Here is a 19,217-nt window from a genome sequence, read left to right as displayed (position 1 = left end):
CTGCCCCTCCGCGTCCTTCCTGCCGCTCACGCCACAGAAGAGAGACCCCATGTCCTGGCTGTCCAGATTCAGCCTGTCGCAACGGGCCCTGATCGGTCTGATGTCGATCGTCGCGATCGTCTTCGGAGCGATCGCCATCCCCCAGCTCAAGCAGCAACTGCTGCCCTCCATCGAACTGCCGATGGTGTCGGTGCTGGCCCCGTACCAGGGCGCGTCCCCCGATGTGGTCGAGAAGCAGGTCGTCGAACCGCTCGAGAGCACCCTCAAGGCCGTCGACGGCATCAAGAGCATCACGTCCACGGCGAGCGAGGGCAACGCCGTGATCATGGCCGGCTTCGAGTACGGGGACGGCACCAAGCAGCTCGTCGCCGATGTGCAGCAGGCCGTGAACCGCGCCCGTACCCAGCTGCCCGACGAGGTCGACCCGCAGGTCATCGCCGGTTCGACGGACGACATCCCGACCGTCGTCCTCGCCGTCACCTCCGCCCGGGACCAGCAGGCGCTCGCCGACCAGCTGGAGCGCACCGTCGTCCCGGCCATCGAGGACATCGACGGCGTCGGCCAGGTCTCCATCGACGGCGTCCAGGACCTCCAGGTCTCCGTCACCCCCGACGACAGGAAGCTCGCGGCAGCGGGCCTGAACACCATGGCGCTCGCCGAGACGCTGAAGGCGGGCGGCGCGACCATGCCGGCCGGTTCCTTCGCGGAGGGCGGCAAGAGCCGTACGGTCCAGGTCGGCGGCGGCTTCACCACGCTGAAGCAGATCGAGGACCTGCGTGTCCTGGCGGCTCCGCCCGCGAAGGGCAAGCCCGTACGCCTCGGTGACATCGCGACGGTCGAGCAGACCCCGTCGACCGCCGTCTCCCTCACCCGTACGAACGGCAAGCCCAGCCTCGCCGTCCTCGCCACCATGGACAACGACGGCAGCGCCGTCGCCATCTCCGACGCGGTCCGGGACAAGCTGCCCGGGCTCCGCAAGGACCTGGGCTCCGGCGCCGAGCTGACCGTCGTCTCCGACCAGGGCCCGGCCGTCTCCAAGGCGATCTCCGGCCTCACCACCGAGGGCGCGCTCGGCCTGCTCTTCGCGGTCGTCATCATCCTCGTCTTCCTGGCCTCGCTCCGGTCCACGCTGGTCACCGCGGTCTCCATCCCGCTCTCGGTCGTCCTCGCGCTGATCGTGCTGTGGACCCGCGACCTGTCGCTCAACATGCTCACGCTGGGCGCGCTGACCATCGCGATCGGCCGGGTCGTCGACGACTCGATCGTGGTCCTGGAGAACATCAAGCGGCACCTCGGCTACGGCGAGGAACGCCAGTCGGCGATCATCACCGCGGTGAAGGAGGTGGCGGGCGCGGTCACGTCCTCGACGCTGACCACCGTCGCCGTCTTCCTGCCCATCGGTCTGGTGGGCGGCATGGTCGGTGAGCTCTTCGGCTCGTTCTCGCTGACCATCACAGCGGCCCTGCTGGCCTCGCTGCTGGTCTCGCTGACCGTCGTCCCCGTCCTGTCGTACTGGTTCCTGCGCGCCCCGAAGGACGTACGGGGCATCGACCCGGACGAGGCCCGGCGCAAGGCGGAGGAGAAGGAGGCGCGCAGCCCGCTGCAGCGGATGTACGTCCCCGTACTGCGCTTCGCGACCCGTCGCCGCATCACCAGCGTCGTCCTGGCGCTCGTGATCCTCTTCGGCACCTTCGGCATGGCCGGTCTGCTCAAGACCAACTTCTTCGACCAGGGCGAGCAGGAGGTCATGTCCGTCAAGCAGGAACTGGCCCCCGGCACCAGCCTGGAGGCGGCCGACGCCGCCGCGAAGAAGGTCGAGAAGGTCCTCGACGGAGTCGACGAGATCAAGGACTACCAGGTCACGGTCGGCTCGTCCGGCTTCATGGCGGCGTTCGGCGGCGGTACGGGTGCCAACCAGGCCTCGTACCAGCTGACCCTGAAGGACGCGTCGTCGTACGAGAAGGCCCGTGACCGCATCGACGCGGAGCTCGGCAAGCTCGACGGCATCGGCGAAACGACGATCGCGGCCGGCGACGGCTTCGGCAGCCAGGACCTGAGCGTCGTGGTGAAGGCGTCCGACGCGGACACGCTGCGGAAGGCGGCCGAGGAGGTACGGACCGAGGTGGCGGGGCTCGACGACGTCACCGACGTACAGAGCGACTTGGCGCAGAGCATCCCGCGGATCTCGGTCAAGGCGAACGCGAAGGCGGCGGACGCGGGCTTCAACGAGACCACACTGGGTCTGGCGGTCGGCCAGGCGGTGCGCGGCACGCCATCGGGCAAGGCGATCCTGGACGACAGCGAGCGCGATGTCGTGATCACCTCGGCGAAGCCGGCGAAGACGCTCGCGGAGCTTCGGAACCTGTCCCTCGGCGCGGTGAAGCTCGGCGACATCGCCGAGGTCGAGCTGGTCCCGGGCCCGGTCTCGATGACCCGGATCGACGGCTCGCGGGCCGCGACGATCACGGCGAAGCCGACCGGGGACAACACGGGCGCGGTGAGCGCGTCGCTGCAGACCAAGCTCAAGTCCCTGGACCTCCCGGAGGGTGCCACCGCGACCATCGGCGGCGTCTCGGAGGACCAGGACGAGGCCTTCGCCGCGCTGGGCCTGGCGATGCTGGCGGCGATCGCGATCGTCTTCATGCTGCTGGTCGCGACGTTCCGCTCGCTGATCCAGCCGCTGATCCTGCTGGTTTCCATCCCGTTCGCGGCGACGGGCGCGATCGGGCTGCTGATCCTGACGGGTACGCCGATGGGTGTCCCGGCGATGATCGGCATGCTGATGCTCATCGGCATCGTGGTCACCAACGCGATCGTGCTGATCGACCTGATCAACCAGTACCGGGCGCAGGGCCTGGGCGTGGTGGAAGCGGTCATCGAGGGCGGCCGCCACCGGCTGCGCCCGATCCTGATGACGGCACTGGCGACGATCTTCGCGCTGCTCCCGATGGCTCTGGGGGTCACGGGCGAGGGCGGGTTCATCGCCAAGCCGCTGGCGGTGGTGGTGATCGGCGGCCTGATCACGTCGACGCTGCTGACGCTGCTGCTGGTGCCGACGCTGTACGCGATGGTGGAACTCCGCAAGGAGCGCCGCGCGAAGAAGAAGGCGGCGAAGAGGGCGTCGAAGCCGGGCGCCCCGGAGGACGGCGCGACGACTTCGGAGTCCCCGGTCCCGGAACCGGCCCAGGTCTGACCTGACGACGAGAGGGCCCCGTGGCTGGGGCCCTCTCGTCGTACCGGCCCCCGCAAGGGCTACGGGAGCGCCAGCATCCGCTCCAGCGCCAGCTTGGCGAAGCTCTCCGTCTCCTTGTCGACCTCGATGCGGTTGACCAGATTCCCCTCGGCCAGGGACTCCAGCGCCCACACCAGGTGCGGCAGGTCGATGCGGTTCATCGTCGAGCAGAAGCAGACCGTCTTGTCGAGGAAGACGACCTCTTTGTCGGGGTGGGCCGCGGCGACCCGGCGCACCAGGTTGAGCTCGGTGCCGATCGCCCACTTGGAGCCGGCCGGGGCCGCCTCCAGCGTCTTGATGATGTACTCCGTCGAGCCGACATGGTCCGCCGCCGCCACGACCTCGTGCTTGCACTCCGGGTGGACGAGCACATTCACGCCCGGAATCCGCTCCCGCACGTCGTTGACCGAGTCCAGCGAGAAGCGACCGTGCACCGAGCAGTGCCCGCGCCACAGGATCATCTTCGCGTTGCGCAGCTGCTCGACGGTCAGCCCGCCGTTCGGCTTGTGGGGGTTGTAGAGGACGCAGTCCTCCAGCGTCATCCCCATCTCCCGCACCGCGGTGTTGCGCCCCAGGTGCTGGTCCGGCAGGAACAGCACCTTCTCGCCCTGCTCAAAGGCCCAGTCCAGCGCGCGCTTCGCGTTCGACGAGGTGCAGATCGTCCCGCCGTGCTTGCCGGTGAACGCCTTGATGTCAGCGGAGGAGTTCATGTACGAGACGGGCACGACCTGCTCGGCTATGCCGGCCTCGGTCAGTACGTCCCAGCACTCCGCGACCTGCTCGGCCGTCGCCATGTCGGCCATCGAGCAGCCGGCCGCCAGGTCGGGCAGCACGACCTTCTGGTCGTCCGAGGTCAGAATGTCCGCGGACTCGGCCATGAAGTGCACACCGCAGAAGACGATGTACTCGGCCTCCGGACGCGCGGCCGCGTCCTTGGCCAGTTTGAAGGAGTCCCCGGTGACATCCGCGAACTGGATGACCTCGTCGCGCTGGTAGTGGTGCCCGAGGACGAAGACCTTGTCCCCGAGCTTCTCCTTGGCTGCACGAGCACGCTCCACCAGGTCCGGGTCGGACGGGGAGGGCAGATCGCCGGGGCACTCCACGCCGCGCTCGCTCCTGGGGTCGGCCTCGCGGCCGAGCAGCAGCAGGGCGAGCGGCGTCGGCTGGACGTCGAGCTCCGGGCGGGCTTGGGCGGTGGTCACGACACGCACCCTCTCTTTTCTGCAGCGGGACCTTCTCGTCTGTTTGACGCTATCTATCATAACTGCTTCACGTCACTTTGACGATGGCCATAGCGTCTATGTGACGCACCCCCGTCCACAGGCCAGTGCCTCCTCGTGGCCGGGTGTGCGAGCATGAAAGGGAACGACATGTCCTCGGCCCGGAATGAATCCGCGGCCACGCCGGTTGCAATCGTCGGCAAGCAGTGTCCGTACAACCCGGGAGAGAAGCAGATGTCCGTATCGGACGAGACCACCACCGTGAGCGACGGCATCCTCCTGTCCGACGCCGCCGCGGCCAAGGTCAAGGGCCTGCTGGAGCAGGAAGGCCGCGACGACCTGGCGCTGCGCGTCGCCGTTCAGCCCGGCGGCTGCTCGGGCCTGCGCTACCAGCTGTTCTTCGACGAGCGTTCGCTCGACGGCGATGTCGTCAAGGACTTCGGCGGCGTCAAGGTCGTCACCGACCGGATGAGCGCCCCGTACCTGGGCGGTGCCTCCATCGACTTCGTCGACACGATCGAGAAGCAGGGCTTCACGATCGACAACCCGAACGCCTCCGGGTCCTGCGCGTGCGGCGACTCCTTCAGCTAAAAGCTGAGCCCAGACGATAGGCGGCGGTCCCGATTCCGGAACCGCCGCCTTCGTCGTACGAGCCCGGCACGATCCAAACGAGAGGCCCTAGTTCCGCGGCACGGCCTCGCCCGTCGCCGCGTCCACGACCTTGCGGTCGCCCAGCGGCCGCTCCAGCGTCACCTTCTCCGTCAGCTCCTTGGCGATGGCGATACAGACCCTCTTCGGGTCCGGATTCGTCTCGGAGATCCGCACCTTCACCTGACTGCCGCTCTCGGTCGCCGTCGCCGCGTAGTTGCTGCACACCCCGCCCCAGAACGTCACGGACAGGACCTTCCCGTCCGCCGTGTACGACTGGATGCGCCGCTCGGACGGCGCCGCCGGGTCCGTGGGCGGCTCGGTCGGCTTGATGCTCTGCTCCGGCGGGCTGCTCTTCGCCAGGAACTCCGGGTCCACCGCGAGCTGGGTGACCGTGAACGGCTGGGCGCCGCCCCGCGGCACCACCTCGAACAGCCACGACGGTACGAGCGCCTGCTGCCCGTCCACGTACCGCGCGGCCAGCCCGAAGACCGCCTTGCCGACCGCCAGCCGCTCAGGACCGGTCGCCCTGCTCTTCGGCTCGCACGGCGCGGCCGGCTTCTGCTCGCCCTCCGGCTTCTTCTCGCCCTCCAGCGGCACCGCCGTGGCGCAGCCGCCGATCCCGATCGGGCCCGCGTCCTCACCGGCCTTGTTCAGCTGCGCCAGCGCCTCCTGGGCCGAGAGCACCGGATACTCGTCACTCTTCACGGGCTTCTTCAACTGCCCGCTGCCGCCGACCACTTGACCGTCCGCGCCGACCTGGATCCCGGTCGTCCAGCCGTACGTCGGCAGCCCGCCGACCAACGGATCGGCGTTCACGACCCGTACCGCGCCCATCAGTTGGCGCGCGTCCAGATCGGCGTCGCTCTGGCCGACGGCCTTCAGTACGGGCGATGCGGCCTTCTTCGCGGCCTCCTCGCTCACCGCCGGGCCCTCGCCGGTCTTCGCCGTCCCACCGCGCGCCGGACACTCCTTGCCCTTCAGGCAGTTGTCACCGCCCGGCGAAGCGCCGAACCTGGCGAACGTCCAGGTGCCCGGCGCCTGCTTGTTGACCTGGAGCATCGGACCCGAGCCGTCCTTCTCGGCCCCGGTCTTCCAGGCCGCGCCGTCCAGCCGCGGCGTGCCCGCCACGCCGAGCGCCTGCGCCAGCCGGGTCACCTCGGCCTCGGTGACCACACCCTTCGTACGGTGGACGGCGGCCTTGTCCGGGCCGTCCGGCAGCTTGCCCTCGGCCCGGTAGACGATCCCGCCGTTCGGGTCGGGCTCGCCGGGCGCGATGCTGCCCGGCCCCCCGCTCTCCTTGCTGCTGTCGAGGGCGAGCGGGGGCGGATTGCCGTCGCCACCCGGCGCACCGCTCCTGGCGTCCGCGCCGTCGCCGCCGCCTCCGAAACCGGCGGTCGCGAAGTACGTACCGCCACCAGCGACCAGCACCGCCACCGCCACCGAGGCGACGGCGAGCGGGGAACGCCGGCGGCGGGGGCTGTCGTGAGTGTTCTCCGTGCTGCTCACCGCATCGCTCCTTGTCTCATGTCCCCTTCCGCAGGGGGCACGGATGGGACGGAGCGGGGGAGCGTGCGGTTCCCTCCGTGCGCCTCTTCGCGCCTCAGTCGCCGTATTCGGACATCGCGTCGATCAGCCGGGCGGAGGCGGCCGGCACCACGACACCGTGGATACGGGACGGTGACACGCGCGCGGGTGCGGCGGCCGCGGGCACCACCCAGTGCGGAGCCATCCGCGCGCAGTCACCGCGCAGCTGGGCCAGGCTGTACTCGGACTCTCGCGACTCGCGCGGGGCGATGTGCTTCGTCATATCCGCACCGTACGCACGAGGAGGTCCACGAAAAAAGAGCTACTATCGGGTAGTTTCCGCACTTCAGCGCCCGTACCTCGACCCGGTAGCGTGAACTGTCAACGCCACCCCGCCACAGGAGCGTCCTCGCCGTGCGAATCGCAGTCACCGGCTCCATCGCCACCGACCACCTCATGACCTTCCCCGGCCGCTTCGCCGACCAGCTGGTCGCGGACCAGTTGCACACGGTCTCCCTCTCCTTCCTGGTCGACAACCTCGATGTGCGCAGGGGCGGTGTCGGCGCGAACATCTGCTTCGGCATGGGCCAGCTCGGCACCGGGCCGATCCTGGTCGGGGCCGCCGGCTCCGACTTCGAGGAGTACCGCGCCTGGCTCGACCGGCACGGCGTGGACACGGATTCCGTCCGTATCTCGGAGGTCCTGCACACCGCGCGCTTCGTCTGCACGACGGACTCCGACCACAACCAGATCGGCTCCTTCTACACCGGAGCGATGAGCGAGGCCCGCCAGATCGAGCTCCAGTCCGTCGCCGAGCGGGTCGGCGGCCTCGACCTCGTCCTGATCGGCGCGGACGACCCCGAGGCGATGCTCCGCCACACCGAGGAGTGCAAGACCCGCTCCATCCCGTTCGCCGCGGACTTCTCGCAGCAGATCGCGCGGATGAGCGGCGACGACATCCGTACGCTCCTCGACGGCGCCACCTATCTCTTCTCCAACGAGTACGAGAAGGGGCTCATCGAGTCCAAGACGGGCTGGACCGACGTGGAGATCCTCGGCAAGGTCGGCCACCGGGTCACCACGCTCGGCTCACGCGGCGTCCGCATCGAGGGCGTCGGTATGAACCCGATCGAGGTCGGCTGCGCGGAGGAGGAGGCCAAGGTCGACCCGACCGGCGTCGGCGACGCGTTCCGCGCGGGCTTCCTGTCGGGCCTGTCCTGGGGTGTGAGCCTGGAGCGGGCGGCTCAGGTGGGCTGCATGCTGGCGACGCTGGTCATCGAGACGGTGGGCACGCAGGAGTACACGCTGCGGCGGGCGCACTTCATGGACCGGTTCACGAAGGCGTACGGCCACGAGGCGGCGTCGGAGGTCCGTGCCCACCTGAAGTAGCCGTGCCCACCTGAAGTAGCCGTGCTCACCTGAAGTAGCCGTGCCCACCTGAAGCAGCCGGGGCCACCGCCCTTGCCGGGGCTCCGCCCCAGACCCCGCGCCTCAATCGCCGGCGAGGCTTGATTGTGCCGTACGGGGTCTGGGGGCTTGCCCCCAGTTACGGGAAGGGGCGGGCAGGGGAAAGGTCACGCCAGGCGGCGGACCACGTACGCAACCCCCCGCTCCGCCCGCTCCTCGCCCACGTACTCCTGCCCCCGCATCTCGCACCACGCCGGAATGTCCAGCCGCGCCGCCTCGTCGTCCGACAGCACCGTCACCGTCCCCCCGACCGGCACATCCCCGATCACCTTCGCCAGCTCGATCACCGGAATTGGGCACCGCTTCCCGAGCGCGTCCACCACCAGCGACGCCCCCTGCCCGGCAGCCGTCACGCTCACGGGCGCGCCGAGGCGTTCCCGTACCGCCGAGACCACCCCCGGCAGCACCTCCAGGAAGCGCTCCACCTCATCGTCCGGCGTACCCAGCGGCAGCGAGACGCGGACGTTCCCCTCCGACAGCACCCCCATCGCCCGCAGCACATGGCTCGGCGTCAGCGTGCTGCTCGTGCACGACGAACCCGACGAGACGGAGAAACCCGCCCGGTCCAGCTCGTGCAGCAGAGTCTCTCCGTCGACATAGAGACAGGAGAAGGTGACGAGATGGGGGAGCCGGCGCACCGGATCGCCCACCACCTCCACATCCGGGACCAGCTCCGGGACGCGGGCGCGGATGTGGTCCACCAGGGCCCTCAGCCGTACCGCCTCGTCCGCCGCCTCCGCCCGAACCGCACGCAGCGACGCCGCCGCCGCCACGATCGCCGGAATGTTCTCGAAGCCGGCCGTCCGCCCCGACTCCCGCTCGTCCACGGGACCTTGAGGGGCGAACCGGACGCCCTTCCGTACGGCGAGCAGCCCCACCCCCGCGGGGCCGCCCCATTTGTGCGCACTTGCCGTGAGCAGTGACCAGTCGGCCTCCACCGGGCCCCAGCCCAGCGACTGCGCCGCGTCCACCAGCAGCGGCACCCCGGCCGCCCGGCAGGCCTCGGCGACCAGCGCCACCGGCTGCTCGGTACCCACTTCGTGGTTGGCGGACTGCAGACAGGCGAGCGCGGTGTCCTCGCGCAGGGCGGAGGCGTACGCGGCGGGGGACACCGCCCCGGCCCGGTCCACCGGCACCTCGGTCACACCGCCCTGGGCCGCACGGGCCGGACCAACCGCACCGCTCTCGGCCGCACCGCCGTCCGCCGCCCCCAGGGCGGCAGCCGCATGCAGCACCGAGGAGTGTTCGACCGCGGAAACGACCAGGTGGCGCCCGACACGCCGACGCCCCGCGGCCGCGCCGGAGATTCCGAGGTGAACCGCGCGCGTCCCCGAAGGAGTGAAGACGAGTTCGTCCGGACGGCAGCCCACCGCCTCCGCGGCCGCCTCCCGCGCCGCGTCCAACAGCAGCCTGGCGCGCCGCCCCTCACGGTAGAGCCGGGCCGGATCGGCCCAGCCCTCGTCGAGGGAGGCCTGCAGGGCCTGCCGGGCAACCGGGTGCAGGGGAGCGGAGGACGCGACGTCGAAGTAGGGCACGCCTCAACGCTAACCCCCGCAGGTGGAGGGCCCGTCAGATGCCCGCCGGAGGCCGGGATTCCAGGGGGATTCCACCCCTTCGGGGAGTCGGGCGGCGCGTTGGGCACCCTCCCCGCGCGACCCCAAATAGCGTCCAGTAGGGTTTGCTCCGCATAAACATCCAAACCCCTGCCCGCGTCAGGGCCGGCGACCGACCACGAGACGGCCGCGGCATGCCGCGCGGGCCGAGACTCTCGGGAAGGCGCTACGTGAGTCCCAACGGCTCCGACCGCTCGTCGCGGCGCCCGATGCGGCGGAAGCTGCTCCAGGTGCTGACCGTGGGCGTGGTCCTGGCGACCGCCTCTGGTTGCACATACGAGGACTTCCCCCGCCTTGGAATGCCCACCCCGGTAACGGAAGAGGCCCCTCGGATCCTCTCCCTCTGGCAGGGCTCGTGGGCGGCAGCGCTCGCCACGGGCGTGCTGGTGTGGGGTCTGATCATCTGGAGTGTCATCTTCCACCGGCGCAGCCGCACGAAGGTGGAGGTACCTCCGCAGACCCGGTACAACATGCCCATCGAGGCCCTGTACACCGTGGTTCCGCTCATCATTGTTTCGGTGCTCTTCTACTTCACGGCGCGTGATGAGTCGAAGCTCCTCTCCCTCTCCGAAAAGCCTGCCCACACGGTCAACGTGGTCGGCTACCAGTGGAGCTGGGGCTTCAACTACATCGAGAACCTGGACGGCGACGCCACGACCGGCGCCGAGGTCCCCAAGGAGCTCGACGCCGTCCCGGACAAGTTCCAGAAGCAGTTCCCCGAGGGTGCCGAAGGCGTCTACGACGCCGGTATCCCCGGAACCCGGAATCCGCAGACCGGAAACCCGGGTCCGACTCTCTGGCTGCCCAAGGGTGAGAAGGTCCGGTTCATCCTGACCTCTCGTGACGTCATCCACTCCTTCTGGGTGGTCCCCTTCCTGATGAAGCAGGACGTCATCCCGGGTCACACCAACTCCTTCGAGGTGACTCCGAACCGGGAGGGCACCTTCATGGGCAAGTGCGCCGAGCTCTGCGGCGTCGACCACTCCCGGATGCTCTTCAACGTCAAGGTGGTCTCCCCGGAGCGCTACCAGCAGCACCTGAAGGAGCTGGCGGAGAAGGGGCAGACCGGCTTCATCCCGTCGGGCATTGAGCAGACGGACCCGGCCAGGAATGCGGAGAAGAACAAACTGTGAGCATCCTCAACGAACCTCAGGGTGCCGCCGCAGCAGCTGACGACTCGTACGAGAACGAGCTGCCGGTACGGCGCAAGCAGCCGGGCAATGTGGTCGTGAAGTGGCTGACCACCACTGACCACAAGACCATCGGCACGATGTACCTGATCACGTCGTTCGTGTTCTTCTGCGTCGGCGGTGTGATGGCGCTCTTCATGCGCGCCGAGCTCGCCCGTCCCGGCACGCAGATCATGTCGAACGAGCAGTTCAACCAGGCGTTCACGATGCACGGCACGATCATGCTGCTGATGTTCGCGACGCCGCTGTTCGCAGGGTTCGCGAACTGGATCATGCCGCTGCAGATCGGCGCGCCCGACGTGGCGTTCCCGCGGCTGAACATGTTCGCGTACTGGCTCTACCTCTTCGGCTCGATCATCGCGGTGGCCGGCTTCCTCACCCCGCAGGGTGCGGCCGACTTCGGCTGGTTCGCCTACTCCCCGCTGTCGGACGCGGTCCGCTCGCCGGGTATCGGCGCCGACATGTGGATCATGGGTCTGGCCTTCTCCGGCTTCGGCACGATCCTCGGCTCGGTCAACTTCATCACCACGATCATCTGCATGCGCGCTCCCGGCATGACGATGTTCCGGATGCCGATCTTCGTGTGGAACGTGCTGCTGACCGGTGTGCTGGTCCTGCTCGCCTTCCCGGTGCTGGCCGCCGCGCTCTTCGCGCTGGAGGCGGACCGCAAGTTCGGTGCGCATATCTTCGACTCGGCCAACGGCGGGGCTCTGCTCTGGCAACACCTCTTCTGGTTCTTCGGCCATCCAGAGGTGTACATCATCGCCTTGCCGTTCTTCGGAATCATTTCCGAGATCATCCCGGTCTTCAGCCGGAAGCCGATGTTCGGCTACATCGGTCTGGTGGCCGCGACGATCTCGATCGCGGGTCTGTCCGTGACGGTGTGGGCGCACCACATGTACGTCACAGGCGGCGTCCTACTGCCGTTCTTCTCCTTCATGACGTTCCTCATCGCGGTGCCAACCGGTGTGAAGTTCTTCAACTGGATCGGCACCATGTGGAAGGGCTCACTGTCCTTCGAGACCCCGATGCTCTGGACGATCGGCTTCCTGGTCACCTTCGTCTTCGGTGGTCTGACCGGCGTCATCCTGGCCTCGCCCCCGATGGACTTCCACGTCTCCGACTCGTACTTCGTCGTCGCGCACTTCCACTACGTCGTCTTCGGCACCGTGGTGTTCGCGATGTTCGCCGGCTTCCACTTCTGGTGGCCGAAGTTCACGGGCAAGATGCTGGACGAGCGCCTCGGCAAGATCACCTTCTGGACGCTGTTCATCGGCTTCCACGGCACGTTCCTGGTGCAGCACTGGCTGGGTGCCGAGGGCATGCCGCGTCGTTACGCGGACTACCTCGCCGCCGACGGCTTCACCACTCTGAACACGATCTCGACGATCAGCTCGTTCCTGCTGGGCCTGTCGATCCTGCCGTTCATGTACAACGTCTGGAAGACGGCGAAGTACGGCAAGAAGGTCGAGGTGGACGACCCGTGGGGCTACGGCCGTTCGCTCGAATGGGCGACGTCGTGCCCGCCGCCCCGGCACAACTTCCTCACCCTGCCGCGGATCCGTTCCGAATCCCCGGCGTTCGATCTGCACCACCCTGAGATCGCGGCTCTCGACCAGCTCGAGAACCATGGCGGAGCCGCCCAGGCTCTCGCCGGTGGCAAGGAGGACGGCAAGTGAAGATCCAAGGCAGGATGTTCATCTGGCTGAGCGTCTTCATCCTCGCCGTCGCCATCCTCTATGGCGTCTGGTCGAAGGAGCCGGCCGGTACGACGGCGCTGTTCCTGGCCTTCGGCCTGAGCATCATGATCGGCTACTACCTGGCCTTCACGGCCCGGCGAGTGGACGCCATGGCCCAGGACGACAAGGAGGCCGACGTCGCGGACGAGGCCGGCGAGGTGGGGTTCTTCGCCCCGCACAGCTGGCAGCCGCTCTCGCTGGCCACCGGTGGTGCGCTCGCCTTCCTCGCGATCGCGATCGGCTGGTGGCTGCTGTACTTCTCGGCGCCGCTGATCCTGGTCGGCCTCTTCGGCTGGGTGTTCGAGTACTACCGCGGTGAGAACCAGAACCAGTAACACAGCGTCAGCAACGCACGGCCGGGCCCGGGTCACCCTCACTCCTGAGGGGGACCCGGGCCCCTCGTTTGCAGTCACTCAGCGCGCCGCTACCAACAGATCTTCATAACGTGTGCTTATGAACCACACGCCACGCATCCGCAACGTTCTCGGCTGCACCCTGCTGGTCGCGTCCCTCGGGGCGGTCGCGACGGCGTGCGGTGCTTCCGACACCCATCCGCTCTCCGCGACGCCGTACGACGCCGCGGACCAGGTCGGCCTCAACGCGCCGTCGGGCAGCGCCAAGGCGGACCCGGACAAGCCTCTCGAGGTCACCGCCGAGGACGGCGGCGGCCGGATCACCGATGTGACCGTCACCGACGAATCGGGCCACTTCCTCGCCGGTGAGCTCTCCGCCGACGGCACCCGCTGGCGCTCGACTTCACCCCTGTCGGCCGGTGTGAAGTACAGCGTCAGGATCTCCACGGAGGACGAGGACGGCTACCCGGGCAACCGCACGGTGACCTTCGAGACCGCTCCATCCAAGGAGCTCCTCACGGTCAAGTTCGGCCCGCAGAAGGGCACGTACGGCGTCGGGCAGCCCGTCACCGCGGAGCTCAGCGCCCCGGTCAAGGACAAGGCGGCCAGGGCCGTTGTGGAACGCGCCCTCAAGGTCGAGTCAGCGCCCGCCGTCGAGGGCACCTGGTACTGGGTGGACGACACGAAGCTGCACTACCGCCCGAAGGAGTACTGGCCCGCGGGCGCGACCGTCAACGCGATCAGCAACCTCCAGGGCGTCAAGGTCGCCAGCAAGCTCTACGGCGGCCCCTCGAAGCCGCTGAAGCTCACCATCGGGGACCGTATCGAGGCCATCACCGACGCCGGCGCGCACTCCATGACGGTCATGCGCAACGGAGAAGTGATCAATACCATTCCGGTGACCACGGGCAAGCCCGGCTTCTCCACCCGGAACGGAATCAAGGTCGTGCTCGGCAAGGAGTACTTCGTACGGATGCGCGGCACCAGCATCGGCATCGCCGAGGGCAGCGCGGACTCCTACGACCTGCCGGTCTACTACGCGACGCGTGTCACCTGGAGCGGTGAGTACGTCCACGCCGCGCCGTGGTCCGTCGGCTCACAGGGTTACGCCAACGTCAGCCACGGCTGCACGGGGATGTCCACCGGCAACGCCGCCTGGTTCTACGGGACCGTGCGCCAGGGCGACATCGTCAAGGTCGTCAACAGCATCGGCGAGGAGATGGACCCGTTCGGCAACGGCTTCGGCGACTGGAACCTGGCCTGGGACAAGTGGCGCAAGGGCAGTGCCCTGGTCGCCGACACCAGGGACGGCAGCAGCCCCGCCGACGCGGCACGGCTGCGTCCCCAGGTCTGACACCTCCTGGGCCAGGACAGGGCCCGGGAGTGGTCTCAGGCCTGAATGGCGAGCCTGGCGCGCAGCAGGGACGCCAGAGCGGCCGCGAACTCCACCGGGTCGACCGGGAGGGTCACCGCGGCCTCGGCACGGCTCCAGGTGGCCAGCCAGGCGTCCTGCGGGCGGCCGATCAGCAGCAGCACGGGCGGGCAGTTGAAGATCTCGTCCTTGATCTGCCGGCAGACACCCATACCGCCCGCGGGGACCGTCTCGCCGTCCAGTACGCAGACATCGATGCCGCCCTCGTCCAGCTGCTTCAGGACGGCGGGGAGGGTGGCGCACTCGATGAACTCGACCGGCGGTACGTCCGCGGCCGGCCTGCGTCCGGCCGCCAGCCGCACCTGCTCGCGAGTGTTGGCGTCGTCGCTGTAGACCAGGACCGTGGCGCTCGACTGCATTGTTCCTCCGAATCGACGGCGGCACCGCATCGTGAATGGGACGGATGCTACTCCGTCCCACACCTCGTCAACAGCGGTTCGGACAGTGCTTCGATGGGCCGTTCGGGCTGGACACGGCCCACTGACACACCGAACGGCACCCCCCGGGGTGAGGGCGGGATAAGCGACCGACATAATGTCGGTCGTGGCGACAGCAACGACAGTAGAAACCGGGCACGCGCACCCGTCGGTCAATCGGCCGAACCTCACCAGCGTCGGAACCATCATCTGGTTGAGTTCCGAGCTGATGTTCTTCGCGGCCCTCTTCGCGATGTACTTCACCCTGCGATCGGTGACGGGTGCCGAGTTCTGGAAGTCTCAGGCGGATCATCTGAACTTCCCGTTCTCGGCGACGAACACCACGATCCTGGTGCTCTCCTCCCTCACCTGCCAGCTCGGCGTCTTCGCCGCGGAGCGGGGCGACGTGAAGAAGCTCCGCTCGTGGTTCACGCTCACGTTCGTGATGGGTGCGATCTTCATCGGAGGTCAGGTCTTCGAGTACACCGAGCTGGTCAAGGCGGACGGTCTCTCGCTGTCCTCCAACGCATACGGCTCGGCGTTCTACCTGACCACCGGCTTCCACGGCCTGCACGTGACGGGAGGTCTCGTTGCCTTCCTGCTGGTTCTCGGCAGGACGTACGCGGCCAGGAGATTCACTCACGAGCAGGCAACCGCCGCCATCGTCGTGTCCTACTACTGGCACTTCGTCGATGTCGTCTGGATCGGCCTCTTCGCCACGATCTACATGATCAAGTAACGGCGCGGGCACTCGCTGCCTGAAGCAGACACAGTCCAGAAGCATCGACGCAGAAGATCCTGACACCGGGGTAATCCGTGAAAAAGCTCTCCGCACGACGACGCCATCCGCTGGCGGCGGTCGTCGTCCTACTCCTCGCGCTGGCGGCCACCGGGGGGCTGTACGCCGCGTTCGCACCCGCGGACAAGGCGCAGGCCGAAGAGACCGCCCAGTCCCTCGCCATCGAGGAGGGCAAGAAGCTCTACACCGTCGGCTGCGCAAGCTGCCACGGAACCGGCGGTCAGGGAACCTCTGACGGTCCGTCCCTGGTCGGCGTGGGCTCCGCCGCTGTCGACTTCCAGGTCGGCACCGGCCGGATGCCGGCCCAGCAGCCCGGCGCGCAGGTGCCGAAGAAGAAGGTCATCTACTCGCAGAGTGAGATCGACCAGCTCGCGGCGTACGTCGCCTCCCTCGGCGCCGGCCCGATCGTGCCGACCGAGAAGCAGTACAGCCCCGAGGGTGCGGACATCGCCAAGGGTGGCGACCTGTTCCGTACCAACTGCGCCGGGTGTCACAACTTCACCGGTGAGGGCGGTGCGCTGACCAACGGCAAGTACGCCCCGAGCCTTGAGGGCGTGGACCCCAAGCACATCTACGAGGCCATGCAGACCGGCCCGCAGAACATGCCGTCCTTCCCCGACACCACGATGCCGGAGAAGCAGAAGCAGGACATCATCGCGTACATCCAGACCGTGAACGGCGAGGAAGCCGAGAGCCCCGGTGGACTCAACCTGGGCGGCCTCGGCCCCGTCAGTGAGGGTCTGTTCGGCTGGATCTTCGGTCTGGGTGCGCTGATCGCAGTCGCCATCTGGGTCGCGGCCCACACCGCTAAGGCCAAGAAGTCATGAGTAGCCAAGAGATTCCAGAAGAGAACCTGCCTGTTGAGCAGGGCGCCGCGCACGCCGCGGTAGAGGTCGCCGAAGACCCGTTCGCCGACCCGGGACTGCCGGTCCACAAGCCGCGCATCCAGGACATCGACGAGCGGGCAGCCAGGCGCTCCGAGCGCACGGTCGCGTTCATGTTCACGCTGTCGATGCTGGCGACGATCGCCTTCATCGCCTCGTTCGTGACCTTCCCGGTCGACAAGATCGTCTACATCTGGCCGTTCGGGAACGTCAGCGCGCTCAACTTCTCGCTGGGTATGACCCTCGGGGTCGCGCTCTTCGCCATCGGCGCGGGAGCGGTCCACTGGGCCCGCACCCTGATGTCCGATCAAGAGATCACCGACGAGCGTCACCCGATCGCGGCCGAGCCCGAGGTCCGGGCCAAGGTCATGGCCGACTTCGCGGCCGGCGCCGAGGAGTCCGGCTTCGGCCGGCGCAAGCTGATCCGCAACACCATGTTCGGCGCGCTGGCCATGGTGCCGCTCGCCGGTGTGGTGCTGCTGCGCGACCTGGGTCCGCTGCCCGAGAAGAAGCTCCGCAGCACGCTGTGGGCCAAGGGCAAGCAGCTCATCAACATGAACACCAATGAGCCGCTGCGTCCCGAGGACGTCGTCGTCGGTTCGCTGACCTTCGCCAAGCCCGAGGGCCTCGAAGAGGACGCGCACGACTTCCAGGTGCAGATCGCCAAGGCGGCTCTGATGATCGTCCGGATCCAGCCGGACGACATCAAGGACCAGCGCGAACTCGAGTGGTCGCACGAGGGCATCGTGGCGTACTCCAAGATCTGTACGCACGTCGGCTGCCCGATCGGCCTCTACGAGCAGCAGACGCACCACGTGCTCTGCCCGTGCCACCAGTCCACCTTCGACCTCGCCGACGGCGCCCGCGTCATCTTCGGCCCTGCCGGTCACCCCCTGCCGCAGCTGCGGATCGGCGTGAACGCTGAGGGCAACCTCGAGGCGCTCGGCGACTTCGACGAGCCTGTCGGTCCTGCCTTCTGGGAGCGCGGATGAGTACTACACCAACGAATCCATCAAGCGCCGGCGCGCCGGGCAAGCGCCAGGCGCCCGCCGGCGAGCGGGTGGCCGACTGGGCGGACGGCCGGCTGGGGATCTACGGCCTGGCCAAGGCCAATATGCGCAAGATCTTCCCGGACCACTGGTCCTTCATGCTCGGTGAGATCTGCCTCTACAGCTTCATCATCATCATCCTCACGGGTGTGTATCTGACGCTGTTCTTCCACCCGTCGATGAACGAGGTGGAGTACCACGGCAGCTACATCCCGATGCAGGGTGTGCGGATGTCGGAGGCGTACGCCTCGACGCTGGACATCAGCTTCGACGTACGCGGCGGTCTGCTGATCCGCCAGATCCACCACTGGGCGGCCCTGATCTTCGTGGCGGGCATGCTCGTCCACATGATGCGCGTCTTCTTCACCGGCGCGTTCCGCAAGCCGCGCGAGGTCAACTGGCTGTTCGGCTTCCTGCTGCTGGTGCTCGGCATGTTCACCGGCTTCACCGGCTACTCGCTCCCGGACGACCTACTGTCCGGTACGGGTGTCCGCTTCATGGAGGGCGCGATCCTGTCGGTGCCGGTCGTCGGCACGTATCTGTCGATGTTCCTCTTCGGCGGAGAGTTCCCCGGCGGCGAGTTCGTGGCCAGGTTCTACTCGATCCACATCCTGCTGCTGCCCGGCATCATGATGGGCTTGCTGGTGGGGCACCTGATCCTGGTCTTCTACCACAAGCACACGCAGTTCGCGGGTCCCGGCCGGACCAACAAGAACGTCGTCGGCATGCCCCTGCTGCCGATCTACATGGCCAAGGCCGGAGGCTTCTTCTTCCTGGTCTTCGGTGTCATCTCGGTCGTCTCGGCGGTTGCCTCGATCAACCCGATCTGGGCGCTCGGCCCGTACCGTCCGGACCAGGTGTCCACCGGGGCCCAGCCCGACTGGTACATGGGCTTCTCCGAGGGCCTGATCCGAGTGATGCCCGGCTGGGAGATCAATGCCTGGGGGCACACACTCGTCCTGGGTGTGTTCATCCCGCTGATCATCTTCCCGCTGGTGCTGGTGGCGATCGCGGTCTATCCGTTCATCGAGTCCTGGGTCACCGGCGACAAGCGCGAGCACCACATCCTGGACCGCCCGCGCAACGCCCCGACCCGAACCGCCTTCGGTGTGGCGTGGCTGACCTGGTACTTCGTCCTGCTGATCGGTGGTGGAAACGACATCTGGGCCACCCACTTCCACCTCTCGATCAACGCGATCACCTGGTTCGTCCGGATCTTCTTCTTCGTCGGACCGGTCATCGCCTTCGTCATCACCAAGCGGATCTGCCTGGGTCTGCAGCGGCGCGACAGGGACAAGGTGCTGCACGGACGCGAGTCCGGCATCATCAAGCGCCTGCCGCACGGTGAGTTCGTCGAGGTCCACGAGCCGCTCAGCCAGGGTGCCCTGCACACGCTCACGGCGCACGAGCAGTACGAGCCGGCCGAGGTCGGCCCGACGGTCGACGAGAACGGTGTCGAGCGCAAGGTGACCCGCGCGCAGAAGCTCAAGGCCAAGCTCAGCAACAGCTACTACGGCGAGGGCAACCAGATCCCCAAGCCGACCACCGAGGAGTACAAGGAGATCATCGAGGGCCCCGGCCACCACTGATCGCCTGTACTGATCTGTACGGATCGCCACAGCGGGAGCCCCGTCCATTCGATGGACGG

The 19,217-nt window shown here is 67.9% G+C and carries 16 protein-coding genes; 11 read left to right on the top strand and 5 right to left on the bottom strand.

Translation table 11 applies throughout. The features are described 5' to 3' along the window. Positions 1–49: 49 nt before the first annotated feature. Positions 50–3,193: an efflux RND transporter permease subunit gene (locus tag SLUN_RS10615; protein WP_108148257.1), complete on the top strand. Its 3,144-nt coding sequence runs from the start codon at positions 50–52 to the stop codon at positions 3,191–3,193. A 59-nt stretch (positions 3,194–3,252) separates the two neighbouring features. Here the strand turns inward: SLUN_RS10615 and nadA are convergent, their stop codons facing one another. Then, entirely contained in the window at positions 3,253–4,443 is a 1,191-nt protein-coding gene (nadA, locus tag SLUN_RS10610) for a quinolinate synthase NadA (RefSeq protein WP_108148256.1), read from the bottom strand. Positions 4,444–4,686: 243 nt separating this feature from the next. Here nadA and SLUN_RS10605 point away from each other — a divergent pair, with 243 nt between their 5' ends. Next, positions 4,687–5,043 carry a HesB/IscA family protein gene (locus SLUN_RS10605; protein WP_108148255.1) on the top strand — a complete coding sequence of 119 codons (357 nt, stop codon included), beginning with the start codon at positions 4,687–4,689 and terminating at the stop codon, positions 5,041–5,043. 87 nt (positions 5,044–5,130) lie between these two features. Here SLUN_RS10605 and SLUN_RS10600 read toward each other — a convergent pair whose 3' ends face one another. Further along, complete coding sequence (locus tag SLUN_RS10600; protein ID WP_108148254.1) at positions 5,131–6,609, bottom strand: hypothetical protein; 1,479 nt, start codon at positions 6,607–6,609, stop codon at positions 5,131–5,133. 94 nt (positions 6,610–6,703) lie between these two features. Further along, positions 6,704–6,910, bottom strand: coding sequence for a hypothetical protein (locus tag SLUN_RS10595; RefSeq protein ID WP_108148253.1), 207 nt, complete (start codon positions 6,908–6,910; stop codon positions 6,704–6,706). 131 nt (positions 6,911–7,041) lie between these two features. On the opposite strand from SLUN_RS10595, the gene SLUN_RS10590 reads away from it, so the two are divergent. Next, positions 7,042–8,016, top strand: a complete 975-nt coding sequence (locus SLUN_RS10590; protein WP_108148252.1) for a carbohydrate kinase family protein — start codon at positions 7,042–7,044, stop codon at positions 8,014–8,016. Between the two features lie 185 nt (positions 8,017–8,201). On the opposite strand, the gene SLUN_RS10585 is transcribed toward SLUN_RS10590, so the two are convergent. Further along, positions 8,202–9,629 carry a cysteine desulfurase/sulfurtransferase TusA family protein gene (locus tag SLUN_RS10585; RefSeq protein ID WP_108148251.1) on the bottom strand — a complete coding sequence of 476 codons (1,428 nt, stop codon included), beginning with the start codon at positions 9,627–9,629 and terminating at the stop codon, positions 8,202–8,204. A 248-nt stretch (positions 9,630–9,877) separates the two neighbouring features. Between SLUN_RS10585 and ctaC the strand changes: the two genes are divergently transcribed. The 4 genes from ctaC to SLUN_RS10565 all read left to right on the top strand — a co-directional run bounded on the left by ctaC (position 9,878) and on the right by SLUN_RS10565 (position 14,343). Beyond that, positions 9,878–10,840, top strand: coding sequence for an aa3-type cytochrome oxidase subunit II (gene ctaC, locus SLUN_RS10580; RefSeq protein WP_108148250.1), 963 nt, complete (start codon positions 9,878–9,880; stop codon positions 10,838–10,840). Continuing rightward, entirely contained in the window at positions 10,837–12,576 is a 1,740-nt protein-coding gene (gene ctaD / locus SLUN_RS10575; protein ID WP_108148249.1) for an aa3-type cytochrome oxidase subunit I, read from the top strand. Before ctaC ends, ctaD begins: the two co-directional genes overlap by 4 nt. Beyond that, complete coding sequence (locus tag SLUN_RS10570; RefSeq protein WP_108148248.1) at positions 12,573–12,971, top strand: cytochrome c oxidase subunit 4; 399 nt, start codon at positions 12,573–12,575, stop codon at positions 12,969–12,971. The genes ctaD and SLUN_RS10570 overlap by 4 nt, the downstream gene beginning before the upstream one ends. 118 nt (positions 12,972–13,089) lie before the next feature. After that, positions 13,090–14,343 carry a L,D-transpeptidase gene (locus SLUN_RS10565; RefSeq protein WP_108148247.1) on the top strand — a complete coding sequence of 418 codons (1,254 nt, stop codon included), beginning with the start codon at positions 13,090–13,092 and terminating at the stop codon, positions 14,341–14,343. Positions 14,344–14,378: 35 nt separating this feature from the next. Here the strand turns inward: SLUN_RS10565 and SLUN_RS10560 are convergent, their stop codons facing one another. Beyond that, entirely contained in the window at positions 14,379–14,780 is a 402-nt protein-coding gene (locus SLUN_RS10560; protein WP_108148246.1) for a DNA-binding transcriptional response regulator, read from the bottom strand. A gap of 175 nt (positions 14,781–14,955) precedes the next feature. Here SLUN_RS10560 and ctaE point away from each other — a divergent pair, with 175 nt between their 5' ends. The 4 genes from ctaE to qcrB all read left to right on the top strand — a co-directional run bounded on the left by ctaE (position 14,956) and on the right by qcrB (position 19,158). After that, a complete protein-coding gene (gene ctaE, locus SLUN_RS10555) occupies positions 14,956–15,576 on the top strand; it encodes an aa3-type cytochrome oxidase subunit III (protein WP_108148245.1) in 621 nt (206 codons plus the stop codon). A 77-nt stretch (positions 15,577–15,653) separates the two neighbouring features. After that, a complete protein-coding gene (gene qcrC, locus SLUN_RS10550) occupies positions 15,654–16,463 on the top strand; it encodes a cytochrome bc1 complex diheme cytochrome c subunit (RefSeq protein ID WP_108148244.1) in 810 nt (269 codons plus the stop codon). Continuing rightward, positions 16,460–17,512 carry a cytochrome bc1 complex Rieske iron-sulfur subunit gene (qcrA, locus tag SLUN_RS10545; protein ID WP_108148243.1) on the top strand — a complete coding sequence of 351 codons (1,053 nt, stop codon included), beginning with the start codon at positions 16,460–16,462 and terminating at the stop codon, positions 17,510–17,512. Before qcrC ends, qcrA begins: the two co-directional genes overlap by 4 nt. Continuing rightward, on the top strand, positions 17,509–19,158 hold the full coding sequence (qcrB, locus tag SLUN_RS10540) for a cytochrome bc1 complex cytochrome b subunit (protein ID WP_108148242.1): 1,650 nt from the start codon (positions 17,509–17,511) through the stop codon (positions 19,156–19,158). The genes qcrA and qcrB overlap by 4 nt, the downstream gene beginning before the upstream one ends. Positions 19,159–19,217: the final 59 nt, after the last annotated feature.

The organism is Streptomyces lunaelactis (genome assembly GCF_003054555.1).
Taxonomy (GTDB): Bacteria; Actinomycetota; Actinomycetes; order Streptomycetales; family Streptomycetaceae; genus Streptomyces; species Streptomyces lunaelactis.
The sequence above is the reverse complement of the archived record's forward strand: the minus strand, read 5'-3'. Positions and strand labels throughout refer to the sequence as shown.